Genomic DNA, 15,836 nt, shown 5'->3' with positions numbered 1-15,836 from the left:
CATGAACGTATTGATCGTCGACGACGAACCGATCATCCGCGTCGGACTAAGAACGTTGGTCGATTGGGAGGAGCACGGCTTTCGTCTCGTCGGGGAAGCTTCCGACGGAGAAGAGGCGCTTGAGGCGATGAAACGGGAGTCGGTCGATATCGTCATTACCGATATTCGCATGCCGCGGATGGACGGACTTGCGCTCATGCGCGAGATCAAGTCGCGGCGGGACGACGTCGGCATGCTCGTGCTGAGCTGCCTCGACGACTTCGCTTTCGTAAAGGAGGCGATGAAGCTCGGGGCGTACGACTACGTGCTGAAGCCGACGATGGAGCCGGAGGAGCTGCTGGCGCTGCTGCAATCGGTCCGCACGAAGCTGGCGGACGACCGCCGGACGAAGCGGGAGATCGCGGAGTGGCAGGAGCAGCTCGAACAGTCCAGAGCGTACCGGCTCGCCGAATGGCTGCGGGAATACGTACGGACGGGCGAGGGGGAAGCACGGCTGTCCGCGGAGCTGTTCCCCCCGGGCTTCGGAACGTTCAGCATCTGGGTCGAGGCGGGGGACGCCGGCTTTCGCCCGGCGTTGGACGAATGGACGATCCCGGACAGCCGGGCGGTCGTGAAGTGGAGCGAGCGAACGTGGATCGTGCTGTACGGGTACGCGAAGTCGTTGTCCGAGAAGGAGCGGCACGACCTGATGTTCGGCGCCGCCCAATCGCTTTTGTCGCGAATCCGGGACAACGGGGAGGGGGGCGGCACATCGTTCGTCTGCCTCGGGCCGGTCATCCCGCGCATCCAAGATTTCGCCCAAGCGATTCAATACCATCAAAGGCAGCTTCACGCCCGGTTTTACGGCAGTGCCGACAAGCTGGTGACGGCCGACCCGGGGCCGGTAGCGGAAGGCCCGCTTCCGCTCGAGGAGCGGAGCGATTTTTTGCGCGCGGTGTCGAACGGCAATCGCGAGGCCGCCGTTCATTGGATGGAGGCGGCGGTCGAATCGATCCGGCGGCATAAGCCGAATGCGGCCAAGACGCAGTCGTTTTTGCGCGACATGCTCGCCCTTGCATACGGCTTCGCCGAGCATCCGGACGGAACGCGCAACGGGGACGACGGCGCGTTTTCGGAATCGCTCGACCGCATCCGGTCCTTGTCGCATATCGAGGCGCTCGGCGAGTTCGTCGTCGACGCCGCCCGGCGTCTATGGGCGAAGCCGCTCGGGGACGAAGCCGGCAAGGAGCCGGCGAATCCGTTCATCCGGAAGGCGATCCGGTTCATGCGCGAGCATTACGGGCGAAACATCGGCACCGTGGATATTGCCGATCACGTGAAGCTGAGCCGCAGCTATTTGAGCGATTTGTTCGGGAAGGAGACGGGCGAATCGCTCACCGAAACGTTGACGCGAATCCGCATCGAGGAAGCGAAGAAGAAGCTGCGCTCCGGCGAAATGAAAGTGTATGAGGTCGCCGAGGCGGTCGGCTTCGCCGATCCGAAGTCGTTCGCGAAGACGTTCAAGCGCCTCGTCGGCTGCACGCCGAAAGAGTTCGAGGCGGCGCACAAATGAGCGAGGGACGATCGCCGCCCTCGCTTCGGCTTTTTTTGGGCCCGGTAGCCGGACGATCCATCCGGCCATCCTTCCTCATCGAACAAATCCACCCCCTTTTCCAACAAAACCTCTCTTTCCCAATGCGTTGAATCCGTTTACAGTAGTAGCATCGAGGCTGATGTCCGTCAAATGGGGTGTAAAACATGGAGACGATTCGCAAAACCGATACGGTGCTGTACGACCCGTCGCGCGACAGCGAGCCGATCTTGCGCGCCGTCGGCGTCAAGCGGGTGTTCGGGCGCGGCGGCGCAGCCGTTCACGCGCTGAAGGGCGCCAACCTGTCGATCCCGTACGGCCGGCTCGTCGCGCTGAAGGGCCGTTCCGGCTCGGGCAAGACGACGCTGATCAATTTGCTGGGCGCGCTGGACGTCCCGACCGAAGGGGCGATTTATTTCGACGGGCAGGAGATTACGACGCTGTCCGAGAAGCAGCGCAATGAAATTCGGCGCAGCCGGATGGGGTTCATTTTCCAATCGTTCGCGCTGATGCCGCTCATGTCCGCCTACGAGAACGTGGAGTTCGGCCTGCGCATTGCCGGCATCCCGACGAAGGGGCACCGGGAGCTCGCCGAGCGGGCGCTCGAGAACGTCGGATTGAAGGCGCGGATGAACCATCGTCCGTTCGAGCTGTCCGGCGGCGAGCAGCAGCGCACCGCCATCGCGAGGGCGATCGCCCACCGGCCGAAGCTGCTGCTCGCCGACGAGCCGACCGCCGAGCTGGACAGCAAGATGGGGCTGCAAATCATCAAGATTTTCAAAGACCTGGTGCAGCAGGAAGGGATGACGATCGTCCTGACGACGCACGATCCGGCGATCATGGAAATCGTCGACCAAGTATACGCATTGGAGGATGGCCAAATTGTCGATCAAGGGTAAATCGTCCGCACGCCGCGTGCTGATCGCCGCACTCGTCGCCGCCGCTTGCTCGGGCTGTTCGCTCGTGCCGAAGGAGGAGGAGCCGCTCAAGCCGCCTCTCGTCAAGCCGGTCAAAGAAAATTACGAGGTCGCCGAAGTGAAGACGGGCACGGTGATCAAAAAAATATCCGGGGTGGCGACCGTCGAATCGACGAACGTGAAAAACCACGAGTTCGTCGGCGTCTCCGGCAAAATCCAGGAAATTCTCGTCCGAACCGATACGCCGGTGAAAAAAGGCGACCCGCTCATCGTGCTCGACCCCGGGGATTCCGCGATCGTCCAGAAGGAAAAAGAGCGGGATTACGAGCAGGCCGAGTACAACCTCGACCAGGCGAAGCAAACGCAAGACCCGACCAAAATGAAAATTCGGCTTATGGAGCTCGAAATCGCCAAGCTGCGGCTGGACGACGCCCGCAAGGCGGTCGAGGGGAAAACGCTGCGCGCCCAGATGGACGGCATCGTCACGTATGTCGAAACGGCGGCGAAGCCGGGGGATACGGTCCAGCCGAACAAGACGTACGTCATCGTCTCCGATCCGAATGCGGTCCGGCTTGTCTATTCGTCGGCAAATACGTCCGACATGCTCGAGGTTCAAGCCGGGATGCCGGTGGAAGTGACGATCAAGGACAAGAAGCTGGAGGGCAAAGTCGTCCAATCGCCGTCGAATACGCCGCCGACGGACAACAAGCAGCTGGCGGAGAAGTATGCCAAAACGATCTTCATGGACGTTCCGAACCCGCCCCCCGGCATGACGCTCGGCTCTTCCGCCGATATCAATATCGTGACGCGGAAAAAAGACAACGTCCTGATCGTGCCGCCTCGCGCGATTTCCCAATATTTGGGCCGAACGTACGTCAAGGTGCTCGACGGCGAAAGCATCAAGGAAGTGGACGTGGAGAAAGGGCTCGAGACGCCGAACGGCATCGAAATCGTAAAAGGGCTGAAGGAAGGGCAAAAGCTGATCCTGCAATAAGCCGCGAACGGCGCAGGAAGGAGGAACCGCATTCGTGGCCATACTCGTCATGATTTTCCGCAAAATGCTCAAAAATAAATGGCTCGAGCTCAGCCTGCTGTTCGGGCTCGTGCTCTCGGTCGCGCTCGTGAGCAGCATGCCGATTTATACCGAGGCGATTTTGCAGCGGATGCTCGTCAAGGAGCTGGAAAACTACCAAGTGGCGTCCGGCATGTATCCGCTTACGTATCGGGCCGGCTTGTATTTCATGGGCGAAACGCAAAAGGAGAACAGCGAAAGCGCCGCCAAGACGGACGACTTCATGCGCGCGATGGGCCCGCGCTTCGACCTGCCGATCCGCGAGTACGTCGTCGAGCGGGGGACGGACACGTTCGCATTCTCGCCGAAGGACAAGACGCGGATAGACAGCACGGTGAAGCGCAACGCCGACATCGTCGCGTTTACGGATTTGGACAATCACGTGCAGCTGGTGGACGGGGTCATGCCGGCGAAGGAACCGGTGAACGGCGTCTACGAGGTGCTCGTCGTGGAGAGCGCGCTGACACAGCTGAAGATGGTGCTCGGCAACGAATTCGTCATCGACGACGAGCGGATTCGCAAGCCGATCACCGTCAAGCCGGTCGGGGTCATCAACCCGAAGGACGAGCACGATTTGTTCTGGTACAATCCGCTCGAAAGCTACAGCAAATCGTTCATTATCGATTACGGGCTGCTGGAGCGGCTGACGACCGGCGATAGCGACATTTCGGTCCGCACCGGGTTCTGGCTGTTCGCGTTCGACTATTCGCGCATGAACATGAGCTCGATAGCCTCGTTCATCCAAACCCATGAGCGAATCGAAGCGTACGTGGTGAATACGTTCAGCAGCCAGTCGATCAAAGCGCCGGCTCTCAGCGTCATCTCGAAATATATGGACCGTCAGGAGCAGCTGCGGCTTATGCTCTGGTCGCTCAACGTGCCGGTCATGATCATGCTGGGCTTCTATCTGTTCATGGTGTCGAACTTGATCGTCGAACGGCAAAAAACCGAAATCGCCGTCCTGCGCAGCCGCGGAGCGAGCCGCCTCCAAGTGCTGCTCAGCTACGTCATCGAAGGCGTCCTGCTGGGCGCGGTCGCCTACGCCGTCGGACCGTATGCGGGGATGCTGCTGACGAAGCTGCTCGGCGCCTCGAACGGCTTTCTGGAATTCGTGCAGCGGTCGGCGCTCATCGTCGAGCTGAACGCGACGGCTTACAAATACGCGCTGTACGCGGTCGCCTTTTCGCTCGTCATGACGCTCATCCCGGCGTTTCTGGCGACGAGGACGTCGATCGTCGGACACAAGCAGCAGTTGGCGCGCATGACGAAAATGTCGTTTTGGCACAAATATTTCGTCGACGTCGCCCTGCTCGGCGTATCGATTTACGGCCTGCAAAGCTTCAAGCGGCGGATGAGCGACCTGCAGTCGCTCGGCCTCGATTCCGCCAGCTTCAAGGTCGACCCGCTCCTTTTTCTCGTTCCGGCGTTGTTTACGCTCGGGATGGGGCTGCTGCTGCTGCGTGTATACCCGCTGTTCATCCGGCTCGTCTATTGGGTCGGGCGCAAAGTATGGCCGCCGTCGCTCTATTCGACGCTGATCCAGGTCGGGCGGTCGAGCCGGCAGTATAACTTTTTGATGGTGTTTCTCATGATTACGCTCGCGACCGGGTTGTTCAGCGCCAGCGCGGCCCGCACGATGAACACGAACACGCTGGAGAAGGTGAAATACAAAAACGGCACGGACGTCATCCTGAACGTGAAATGGGAAAACGACGCGCCGCCCCCCGCCGCCGACGGCGGAATGGAAGGGGGAGGGGCTGCGCCGGCCGCAGCGGTTCCGATCGGCGGACCGAAGCGGATCCAATATACGGAGCCGCCCTTCCAGGTGTTCGCCGAGCTGCCCGGCGTGGCGCATGCCGCCAAGGTGTTCGTCAAGGACGACGCCGTCGCGCAGGCGGGGAAGACGGCATCGAAAATCAAGCTGATGGGGATCGACACGGACGAGTTCGGCCGGGCCGCGTATTTGAAGGACGGCTTGCTCGACCATCATTTCTACGACTATTTGAACTTGATCTCGACCGAGCCTTCCGCCGTGCTCGTCTCGCGCACGATGGCGGAGCAAGCCGGGGTGAAGGAAGGCGATACGATCAATATCGGCTGGAACAACGTCACGTATAAGCCGTTTACGGTATACGGCATCGTCGACTACTGGCCGACGTTCAATCCGAATCCGCAGCAGCCGGTCGCCGCGTCCGGCGACAAGAAGCCGGAGCTGCCCAAGCTCGTCGTCGGGCATCTAAGCACGATCCAGAGCGCCATCGCGCTGGAGCCGTATCAAGTATGGATCGATCTGAAGGACGAACCGTCCGCGCGGCAAACGTTCAACGACGCTTTGAACGCGAAGCAAATTCCGGTCGAAAGCTTCATCGATACGACGTTCGAGCTGACGCAGGCGAAAAACGATCCGTTCCAGATGGCGATCAACGGGGTCATGACGCTCGGCTTCTTGATCAGCGTCGTCATCAGCTTCTTCGGCTTCCTGCTGTACTGGGTGCTGTCGCTGAACGGCCGGGTGCTCCAATACGGCATTTTGCGGGCGATGGGCATTTCGTTCCTGCAGCTGATCGGCATGCTGGTCACCGAGCAGGTGCTTACGTCGGGGGCCGCCTTCCTGCTTGGCGCCGGCATCGGCAACGTCACGAGCCTGCTATACGTGCCGCTGTTCCAAATTTCGTTCAACCCGGCGACGCAGGTGCCGCCGTTCCAGGTAACGTTCGACGCGACCGACTCGGTCCGGCTGTACGTCATCGTGACCGCCATGATTTTGCTCGGCTTGTGCATATTGGGCTACCTTCTCTCACGCATCAAAATCCATCAGGCCGTCAAGCTGGGGGAGGACTGACCGCATGATCCATTGCGACAATTTGGTTAAAATTTACAAGGTCGCCGACCTCGAGGTGGTGGCGCTGCAAGGTCTCGATCTGCACGTCGAGCCCGGCGAGCTGATGGCGATCATCGGCAACAGCGGCAGCGGCAAATCGACGCTGCTGAACATGCTGGGCGGCCTCGACCGGCCGTCCGCCGGCAATTTGGTCGTGGACGGGAAAGATCTGCTCAAGTTTACGGAGAAGGATATCGTCAAGTACAAGCGGGAAACGGTCGGCTTCGTCTGGCAAAACAACGCGCGCAACCTGATCCCGTACTTGACCGCGCTCGAGAACGTCGAGCTGCCGATTTTGCTGCAGGGCCGCCGGCGCCGGCAGCGGGCGCTCGAGCTGCTGGAAGCGGTCGGTCTCGGCCACCGGGTCAAAAACCGGCTGAACGAGCTGTCCGGCGGCGAGCAGCAGCGCGTCGCGATCGCCATCGCGCTGGCGAACCATCCGCGGCTGCTGCTGGCGGACGAACCGACCGGCTCGCTCGACACGCGCATGGCGAACCAAATTCTCGACTTGTTCCGCGAGCTGAACCGGACGCTCGGACTGACCGTCGTCATCGTAACGCACGATCCGCTGCTGGCGAAGAAGGTCGACCGGGTCGTCGCGATCCGCGACGGCAAGACGTCGTCCGAATTCATCCGCAGCAAATCCTATGCCGACGAGCTGGCCGAGCTGGAGAAAGGAGAGGCCGCGCGCGAGGAGACGCACGTCGAATACGCGATTCTCGATAAGGCGGGCCGGCTGCAAATTCCGTCGAACTATTTGGAAGCGGTCGGGATGAACAACACGAATAAAATGGTCGTGACGGTCGAAGACGGGAAAATCGTCCTTTTGCCGCCGGAAAACGGGAAAAAAGCGCAGTGACGGCTCGCGGTAGGCGGGAAATGAAGCGGCGGCAAGACGTACGACCGCGCTCGGCGTACGCCGTGCTCCGGGTACCGCGCCCGGAGTGCCGCCGCGCACCGCTCCGCCTCCGTTCCCGTCGGTGCCCGTTCGTTTCCCGTGCGCTTCGCTCCCCTGCCCGGGGAGCTTTTTGCCGTTGTCGATATTTGATAGACGGGACGATGCAGTGGTATAATTTGGGGCGAGAATCGGATGAGATGGAGGAATGGATTCGGATGAGACGGACAAGGAGTCGAACTATTCTGCGCCCGCTGCTCGTTCTCGGCGCTTTGGCGACGATGCTCGCGGGCTGCGGCGGCGGCAAGGCCCAGGGCGGGGGCGAGAAAAGCTGGAGCTCGCCGCCGGCGATGTCGATCAAGGCGGACAAAAAGTACGAGGCCGTCTTCGATACGACCGAGGGGAAATTTACGGTTGGCCTGTTCAACGACACCGCTCCGAAAACGGTCAACAACTTCGTCTTTCTGTCGAAGCAAAAGTTTTACGACGGCGTCGTCTTCCACCGGATCATGAAAACGTTCATGATTCAGACGGGGGACCCGACCGGCACCGGGACGGGAGGACCGGGCTACAACATCGAGGACGAGCTGAAGACGACGCGGAAGTACGAACCGGGCATCGTGGCGATGGCGAATACCGGCCGGCCGAACAGCGGCGGAAGCCAATTTTTCATCTGCACCGGTCCGGACTGCGCGAGAAGCTTGAATCCGAATCCGAAGTACACGATTTTCGGTCAAGTGACCTCCGGAATGGACGTCGTTCAGAAGATCGCCGCAACGCCGGTGAAGGCAAGCCCGACCGGCGAGGAGAGCGTGCCGACGAAGGAAGTGAAAATCAATACCATTACGATATCCGAAAAGTAGATTCGCAACCTACATTTTACGGGAGAGGATTGAACCGAGTTGATTCGAAAATATGCGGATCGAACCGATTGGGGGAGAATCGTAGACAAGCATTTCAGCGTCATGCCGAAGAAAACGATCGGTTTTTCCGGCACCGTCACGCTGTTCGAAATCGTCAAGGTAAAGGAGCCGCTGTACAAGCAATATGAAGACAAGCGGGTGTGCATCGCGGCCGACGGCTACAAATGGCTCCAGCACTTTCCCGAATTTGCGCACTACACGCTCACTTCGATGTACGACGAGCAGAACCGGATCGTGCAATGGTTCGTCAATATATGTAAATGCCAAGGCATCGGCTCCGACGGCATCCCGTGGTATGACGATCTGTACATCAATATCGTCATTTTGCCGGACGGAACGCTGTACGTCATTCATCAGGAGAAGCTCGAGGAAGCGGTGCGCAGCGGAGAGCTGAATGAAGGCGATGCCGAGCTGGCGTGGAAGACGGCGAACCAGGTGATCGACGAATACCGCAACGGGTCGTTCGATTTGCTGCTGATGGCGGAGAAGCATTTGCAGGAGCTGTACGAGGACTAAACGAAATGCGCGGACTTGTCGATCCGGGCGTCGGACAGCGACGGGAGGTGAAGGGAATGAACCGATTGACGAACGCGATCTCCGTCAGCCGCAAACCGAGCCGGCTCCGGCGGTGGCTGAAGGCCGTCGCGATCGTCGCGGCGCTCGGCCTGCTCTGGGTCGCCTACGTGCAATGGCGGATCCACTCGGTCCCGTCCCGGACGGCGGACGGACATCGACAAGTCGCCATCGTGTTGGGGGCGTCGCTTTGGGACGACGCACCGAGCCCCGGCTTGCGCGAACGGTTGGACCGCGCGTACGAGCTGTACGCCGCCAAGGCGATCGACCGGATCATCGTCTCGGGCGGACTCGACGCGAACGGAGCGACGATCACCGAAGCGGAAGGGATGAAGCGGTATTTGACGGAGCGCGGCGTACCGGCCGAGGCGGTCGTCGAGGAGCGGGAAGCGACGAGTACGTACGAGAACTTGCTGTTCAGCAAACGGATCATGGACCGGGAAGGCTGGTCGCAGCCGGTCATCGTCACCCACGCGTTCCACGGCGCGCGTGCCCTCGATATCGCCCGGTTCGTCGGTCTGGACGGGGCGACCGTGTCGCTTATGGAGTCGAAGGTCATGTCGATGCCGTGGCACAAAAGCCGGGAGACGCTCGCCTTTACGAAATGGATCGCGGATAAGCTGCGCATGAAAGCGGGGCTATAGACGCAGCCGCCGGATTTTGATTGAAACATGCGAAAAAACCGCCGATGATTAAATCATCGGCGGTTTTTCCATTCCGCTGCTGGCTCCGGAAAAGCTTCAAGCGATCGAGCCGTCCGACCGTCCCCGGCCTTCGACCGTAACCACGATGTCTCGCGCGATCGACTCGGCTGCATGCTCCTTGCGCAGGCTGCGCATGCAGTCGTAGAACCGGTTCGACCAATCCCGGTCGTCCAGCAGCCGGTTCACTTGCCCGGCGAGCTGGCGGACGTTGTCGGAGACGAGGGCGGCGCCTTTTTGCTCCAGATAGAGAGCGTTCTCCTTCTCCTGGCCGGGAATCGGCTTGTAGACGAAAATCGGCACGTTGACGTGGATCGCTTCGGAGAGCGTGACGCCCCCGGCTTTCGTAATGATGCAGTCCGAGCCGCGCATCAGCTCGTCGATCCGGTCGACATAGCCGAGCGTCGTCAGGTTCGGCTCGCGGCGGAATTCGCGGTCCAGCCGGCGCATCAGCTTGCCGTTGCGCCCGCATACGGTCACGATGCGAACGTCCGGGCGGAGAAGCAGCCGGCGGACGATGCCGCGCACTTCGCGCCACAGGCCGCAGGTGCCCGCCATGAACAGCACTTGGCGCTGCTCGGGCTCGTGGGGCGTACCGGACTCCGGATGCGCCGTCGTGAACGCGTCGCGGATCGGAATGCCGCTCACGCGAATGCGCTGCTCGGCGACGCCGCGGCGGACGAGCCGGTGCTTCAAATCCTCGGTGGCGACGTAAAACCGGTCGGAAGCGCTGTGGATCCATCGGTTATGGAGAGCGAAGTCGGTAATGACCGTGAACGTGGGGACGGGGAGCCCCCGCCGCCGGATGTGCGACGCGATGCCGCCGAACGGGAACGTGCTGACGATCGCGTCGGGGCGCTCCCGCTCGATGACGGAGAGGAGCGTACCGACGCCGATATCGTTGAGCCAGCGTGCGAGCAGGCTGCCGTGGCCGATGTCTCGGGTCAAATAGTAGCTCCAGCCGTAATAATGGAGCCCGTAAGACGAAGCCGCCAAGCTCCGGTCGTAGACGAATTTGGCGACCGCGTCCATGACCGGGTGCGCTTCCTTCAACAGATCCAATACCGATACATGCTCGATGCCGTTCCGGCGCAGCGCCTGCTCGAGCGAGCGGGCCACCTGGATGTGGCCGTCCCCGTAGCTGGCCGTCAAGACGAGAGCTTTTATCCGTTTTCGCACGTTCGCGTCCTCCTCGAAAACGCGCCATCGGCAATGGCTCAAGCGATATAACGCGTTTTCAACTCGTTTTTCGAAATGGCGACGATTTTCGGTTCCAGAAGCTCCGACTTTTCCTTCAGCCGTTCTTTGCCTTGCGGGTGAATAATATAGAGCAATATGCGCAAATAAGTTCGGGTCAGGCTGGCGAAAAGGCCTTCGGGCAAGTCGACCACGGTGAAGCCGAGCTGCTTCGATCCGCGGTGGATCATCGTAATGCCGTATAACCCTTTCACATCGCGGTATTGCGGATCGGTCAGCAGAAGCCGGCACAGTTCCGGCATGAGCATGCGCGTTCGGCGGATGAGCTGCGTCGCCAATTGCACCGTGCTGCGGGAATCGAGCCCGAGCCGGAACAGCGTGTAATTGTCCAGATGGAGCTCCGCCACGAGGTCGCCTTTGCGGATCGATTCGCCGTCCGCGAGCTCGATCGCCCGCTTGCCTTGGTATTCGCGCACGCGAAGCTTGAAGAGCGGATTGCCGGAATCGACGGGCTTCAGGCGGAACAGGGCGACGAAGCACTTCTCCCACACCATCCAGACGGCGACGAGCGTCCGCTTCGCGAACCCGAGCCGGCGGCCCGGGACGTTCTCCAGCAGCTCGTCGACGCGGACCGGCGCGAGACCGCGCTGCCGCATGCCGGCCAGCACCTCGTCCAGCGCCGCGATCATGTGGGCGGGGGCGTCCCGGTCCGCGCCGAACGTCTCCCCGCTGTCGTGCAGCAGGACGACGGAGCCGTCCTTGATTCTCTCCATCATGCGAGCCTTCAGCTTCTCGGAGCCGATCCGGCTGCGCCAATCTTTCGGCATGACGGACCAGAGGACGACGGTGTACGATTTCAGCAAAAACAGGTCGAGCATATTCAAAATACCCCATGGCGGCCGGTAATAGGTCGGCCGTTCCCCCGTTATCGAAGCGACGATGCCGGCCGTCCGATCGGCCTGCTTTCTTAGAACGGACCAAGGCGACATGAACCAATTCGATTGGTGCCGGTAGTTGTGAATGCCGATCTGGTGTCCTTCCCGATGCATGCGGGCGATCAGCTCCGGATGCTTCTCGGCTTTGGAGCCGAGTACGAAAAAAGTGGCTTTCGCGTCGTGCTTTTTCAACAGATCGAGCAGCATCGGCGTATAGGCGGGGTCGGGACCGTCATCGAACGTAAGCGCGATCCGATTGCCGGCATGTTTGCCTTTCCGATAGACGCCGATGGCGAAAATGCGCGTAGCCACCCAAGGAACGATCGTGTACACCACGACGAGCAGAACGAAAGTCATTACCAAACGTTCCTTCATGGTCATCCTCCTCAAGTTGTCGGACCGCCCGTCCGTCTTGCTCGCGGGCGGTTGTCGGGCAAGCGTTGCACAGCCGTTACAACAGCTTTTACGTGAAGTCTATCATACCGTTTCGGCGAAGTCCAAGTAAAAAATGATTGAACCCGGCCCTTTTTCCCGGCCCGTTCCGGCGCCGATTTTCGGTGAAATTTGGAGCGGATTTCGTTTCCCATTCATAGGACAACTTGTCGTCCTGTACATTATAGGCAGGGGCGATTTGCGCACGAAGCGCGAATGCGCGCCGAGCCGGGCTTACCGATAGACGGCTGCACCTTCGAAAAAGAGGTGATCCGCTTGAGCAGTCGAGTCATTTCGGGCGATGCCGCCAAATCTTCCCGTCGAATCAACGTCGTGCTCCGTACGCCCGAGCCCGCGACCGTTTCCGATCCGGAGCAGCAGCTGGGCGGAAAAACGGTTCCTTCCCAAGGACCTTTCGCCGACGTCATGAAGGAGCTGGACCAGCTGGTCGGCCTGGACAACGTCAAGGAACTCGTCTACGAAATATACGCTTTGCTGCAAATCGGCCAATACCGCGCCGAAGCCGGCCTTGCCGCCGGACAGCAGGTGTATCATATGGTGTTCAAGGGCAACCCGGGAACCGGGAAAACGACGGTGGCGCGGATCGTCGCCAAGCTGTTTCAGTCGATGGGGCTCTTGCAGAAAGGGCATTTGATCGAGGTCGAGCGGGCCGATCTCGTCGGCGAGTATATCGGGCATACCGCGCTCAAGACGCGCGAGCTGATCAAAAAGGCGATGGGCGGCATCCTGTTCATCGACGAGGCGTACAGCTTGGCGCGGGGCGGCGAGAAGGATTTCGGCAAAGAGGCGATCGATACGCTCGTCAAGGCGATGGAGGATCATAAAAACCAGTTCGTGCTCATTTTGGCCGGCTACTCGGACGAGATGGATTACTTTTTGAGCACGAATCCGGGGCTTCCGTCGCGGTTTCCGATCGCGATCGACTTTCCCGACTACACGGTCGACCAGCTTGTGCAAATCGCGGAGCTGATGGTCAAGGAGCGGGAGTATACGCTGATCCCCGACAGCGTCATGCGGCTTCGCCAGCTGCTGACGGCGGAGAAGAACCGGACGCTGACGGCGTTCAGCAACGCCCGCTACGTCCGCAATTTAATGGAACGATCGATCCGGCACCAAGCCGTCCGGCTTCTCGGTCAGTATACGACGACATCGCCGGGGAGGCAGGAGCTGATGTCGATCAAGCCGGAAGACATGCGGACCGAGAAGCGCAGCATCTTGTGACGTTCTCGCGCCGAAGCGGGATGAAACCGCGGCCGGTCACCCATACTAGGGGAGCGTGACGCATTCATTCCGCGAGGGAGGGCAAGCGAATGCCGGACAACGACAACGGCTCCCAACGACGCGCGCCTGAACCGACCGATCCGAACAAGCAGGGACGCTCGGCCGCCAAGAAGAAGTCGAAGTGAGCGCGAAACAATCTTGCCGCCAAGGCCGCCTTTCGGGGCGGTTTTTGGCGTTGTCCCGAAAAGGGCCGACGGAAGGGGATGGGAGAGCGGGGGCCGATCGGGTATAATGGTCCCATCGGCAGACGAATGGACAACCGGAGCGGATGGAGGAGAGAGAACATGATCAAAGCGGTCGTATTCGATTTCGACGGTCTCATTCTGGATACGGAGACGAACGAATTCAAGGCGTACCAGGACGTTTACCGGCACCACGGCGCCGAGCTGACGCTCGACGTTTGGTCCGGCGTGATCGGTACGGACATGCTGTCCGTATTCGATCCGTACGGACATTTGGAAAAGCTGACCGGCAAGCCGGTCGATCGGGACTTGTTTTCCCGCATGCGGCGGGAGCGGTTCCAGAAGCGGATGGAGCTGGAGCAGCTGCGTCCCGGCGTCGTCTCGACGCTCGAGCAGGCGAAGCGGCTCGGCCTCTCGATCGGCTTGGCGTCAAGCTCTTATCGCGAATGGGTCGTCGGCTATTTGACGCAATACGGCATCCTCGACTTTTTCTCGTGCATCCGCACGCGGGATTATGTGGAGAAGGTCAAGCCGGATCCGGCGCTTTACGTCCAGGCGGTCGAATGCCTCGGCGTGAAGCCGGACGAGGCGATCGCCTTCGAGGATTCGGCGAACGGGGCGTTGGCCGCCCATCGGGCGGGGCTTCACTGCGTCATCGTGCCGAATGCGGTCACGGAAGGATTGGCGTTCGGGGAGCATCGCAAACGGCTATCCACGATGGAAGGCCTCCATTTGCAAGCGCTGATCGCGGAGCTGTCGTCGTGACCGCGGTCCGGCACACGACTCCGGGCCGGCTGCTGAATCCGGCTTCGGGTTATTTGACCGGGTACAGCCATACGTTGAATCCGTACGCGGGCTGCACGTTCGCCTGCTCCTACTGCTACGTCCGGCGCATGCCGGTTGCGTTGTTCCGCGGCGAGAAGTGGGGGGAATGGGTCGACGTGAAGCGGGGAGCGGCCGATCGGCTGCGCAAGGAGCTGGCCTCCGCGAAGCGGAAAGGCCCGGTGACGATATTCATGTCGTCGGCCACGGACCCTTACCAGCCGGCGGAGCACGGCGAGCGCGTGACGCGTTCCCTGCTCGAGGCGATGGCGGACGAACCGCCGGATTTCCTGTTCGTGCAGACGCGCAGTCCGCTCGTAACGAGGGATATCGACCTGCTGTCGCGGCTGGCCGGCCGGGTTCGCGTCAGCATGACGGTCGAGACCGACCTGGAGCCGATTCGCCGCGCGTTTTCCCCGAACGCCCCTCCGATCGCGGGCCGCCTGGCCGCCTTGAGGAAGCTGGCTCGCGCCGGGCTGCCGACGCAAGCGGCCGTGTCGCCGGTTCTTCCGAGCTCGCCGGACTTCGCCCGGACGTTGGCCGATACGGTCGATACGGTGTGCGTCGACGATTTTTTCATGGGCGACGGCAGCTTGGGCAAACGGACCGAGCAGCTCGGCATTCGCGCCGTCTTCGAGCAGCTCGGCTTGGAGGAATGGTACGATCGCGGCCGCTACTTGCGCATCGCCGATGCGCTCGGGCAATACTTCCCCGCCGATCGGATCCGGATCAGCCGCGACGGTTTTTTGCCGGATCGGCCGCTTGACGGCGGAGAGGGAGGCGTTGGACGATGATCGGGGAGGAGCGATCGTTCGAGTCGTTTTTCCATTACTTCGACGCTTCGACGGGTCCGTTTCTGAACTTGTCGGATTTGTCCGGGGACGATGCGGAGCGGGAGCTGGAGAGGCTGCGCCGGGAAGGGCGGACGTTTGCCGCCGGGCGGCCGGCGGATTATATGGACGTTCGCCGCTCCTTGGAGGCGAAAGCGCGCGAGCAATTCGTCCGCAAGGGAGGCAGGCCGGTACGGCGCGCCCCGCACTACATGACGTGGGGACCGTGCGATTGGCTGGCAAGCTGGTACCCGGAGGGGAAAAGCTTGTCGGTGCCGGTATCGAGCTTTTCCGCCGTTTCGGTCAGCTTCACCTATGGCGACCTGTTCCCGGCGATGCGGGTACGCGACGGAAAACCGTACCGCGGCCAAGTGTTTACGCTGGACGAGATGCGCCGCCTGATCGGGGAGTACGGCTTCCCGCAGCGGTGGAACCCGGACGGGGCGCACGGTCCCGAACGGTATATCGAGGTTCAGGTTTGGGACGACGGGCCGCTTGCCGCGTGGCGGATCGGCGGATGAAGGAGCGGTTCGGGCGCCTCGGCATCCGATTTTGCAACTATCCATATCCGGGAAGGTATGATATAGTAAGTTTCAGATGCAAG

General features: G+C 61.1%; 14 protein-coding genes. 12 read left to right on the top strand and 2 right to left on the bottom strand.

What is annotated here, in order from left to right; genetic code table 11:
• The first annotated feature begins 1 nt into the window (after window position 1).
• The 8 genes from DLM86_RS09460 (at window position 2) to DLM86_RS09425 (ending at window position 9,475) form a co-directional block, all read left to right on the top strand.
• Entirely contained in the window at window positions 2–1,552 is a 1,551-nt protein-coding gene (locus DLM86_RS09460) for a response regulator (RefSeq protein WP_110839727.1), read from the top strand.
• A gap of 185 nt (window positions 1,553–1,737) precedes the next feature.
• The gene (locus DLM86_RS09455; protein WP_110839726.1) at window positions 1,738–2,469 is read left to right on the top strand and encodes an ABC transporter ATP-binding protein; all 732 of its coding nucleotides are present in this window, start codon (window positions 1,738–1,740) and stop codon (window positions 2,467–2,469) included.
• On the top strand, window positions 2,453–3,481 hold the full coding sequence (locus tag DLM86_RS09450) for an efflux RND transporter periplasmic adaptor subunit (RefSeq protein ID WP_158289411.1): 1,029 nt from the start codon (window positions 2,453–2,455) through the stop codon (window positions 3,479–3,481). Before DLM86_RS09455 ends, DLM86_RS09450 begins: the two co-directional genes overlap by 17 nt.
• 34 nt (window positions 3,482–3,515) lie before the next feature.
• A complete protein-coding gene (locus tag DLM86_RS09445) occupies window positions 3,516–6,401 on the top strand; it encodes an ABC transporter permease (RefSeq protein ID WP_110839724.1) in 2,886 nt (961 codons plus the stop codon).
• A gap of 4 nt (window positions 6,402–6,405) precedes the next feature.
• On the top strand, window positions 6,406–7,299 hold the full coding sequence (locus tag DLM86_RS09440; protein ID WP_110839723.1) for an ABC transporter ATP-binding protein: 894 nt from the start codon (window positions 6,406–6,408) through the stop codon (window positions 7,297–7,299).
• A gap of 254 nt (window positions 7,300–7,553) precedes the next feature.
• Window positions 7,554–8,198 (top strand): peptidylprolyl isomerase, encoded by a 645-nt coding sequence (locus DLM86_RS09435; protein WP_211326497.1) that lies wholly within the window; start codon window positions 7,554–7,556, stop codon window positions 8,196–8,198.
• 39 nt (window positions 8,199–8,237) lie between these two features.
• Entirely contained in the window at window positions 8,238–8,774 is a 537-nt protein-coding gene (locus DLM86_RS09430) for a ribonuclease FAU-1 family protein (RefSeq protein WP_110839722.1), read from the top strand.
• 56 nt (window positions 8,775–8,830) lie between these two features.
• Window positions 8,831–9,475 carry a SanA/YdcF family protein gene (locus DLM86_RS09425; protein ID WP_110839785.1) on the top strand — a complete coding sequence of 215 codons (645 nt, stop codon included), beginning with the start codon at window positions 8,831–8,833 and terminating at the stop codon, window positions 9,473–9,475.
• A gap of 96 nt (window positions 9,476–9,571) precedes the next feature.
• On the opposite strand, the gene DLM86_RS09420 is transcribed toward DLM86_RS09425, so the two are convergent.
• Both DLM86_RS09420 and DLM86_RS09415 read right to left on the bottom strand, forming a co-directional pair.
• Window positions 9,572–10,711, bottom strand: a complete 1,140-nt coding sequence (locus DLM86_RS09420; RefSeq protein WP_158289410.1) for an MGDG synthase family glycosyltransferase — start codon at window positions 10,709–10,711, stop codon at window positions 9,572–9,574.
• 38 nt (window positions 10,712–10,749) lie between these two features.
• Window positions 10,750–12,039: a polysaccharide deacetylase family protein gene (locus DLM86_RS09415; RefSeq protein WP_245954461.1), complete on the bottom strand. Its 1,290-nt coding sequence runs from the start codon at window positions 12,037–12,039 to the stop codon at window positions 10,750–10,752.
• A gap of 333 nt (window positions 12,040–12,372) precedes the next feature.
• Here DLM86_RS09415 and DLM86_RS09410 point away from each other — a divergent pair, with 333 nt between their 5' ends.
• The 4 genes from DLM86_RS09410 (at window position 12,373) to DLM86_RS09395 (ending at window position 15,753) form a co-directional block, all read left to right on the top strand.
• Window positions 12,373–13,338 carry an AAA family ATPase gene (locus DLM86_RS09410; RefSeq protein ID WP_245954458.1) on the top strand — a complete coding sequence of 322 codons (966 nt, stop codon included), beginning with the start codon at window positions 12,373–12,375 and terminating at the stop codon, window positions 13,336–13,338.
• Window positions 13,339–13,682: 344 nt separating this feature from the next.
• The gene (locus DLM86_RS09405; RefSeq protein WP_110839718.1) at window positions 13,683–14,345 is read left to right on the top strand and encodes an HAD family hydrolase; all 663 of its coding nucleotides are present in this window, start codon (window positions 13,683–13,685) and stop codon (window positions 14,343–14,345) included.
• Entirely contained in the window at window positions 14,342–15,196 is an 855-nt protein-coding gene (locus DLM86_RS09400; protein WP_110839717.1) for an SPL family radical SAM protein, read from the top strand. The genes DLM86_RS09405 and DLM86_RS09400 overlap by 4 nt, the downstream gene beginning before the upstream one ends.
• A complete protein-coding gene (locus tag DLM86_RS09395) occupies window positions 15,193–15,753 on the top strand; it encodes a hypothetical protein (protein WP_110839716.1) in 561 nt (186 codons plus the stop codon). Before DLM86_RS09400 ends, DLM86_RS09395 begins: the two co-directional genes overlap by 4 nt.
• Window positions 15,754–15,836: the final 83 nt, after the last annotated feature.

Origin of the sequence: Paenibacillus flagellatus (assembly GCF_003217775.1) — a bacterium.
In the GTDB taxonomy this organism is placed as follows: Bacteria; Bacillota; Bacilli; order Paenibacillales; family NBRC-103111; genus Paenibacillus_AB; species Paenibacillus_AB flagellatus.
Note: the sequence above shows the minus strand (reverse complement) of the source record. Positions and strands in the feature narration are given on the sequence as shown.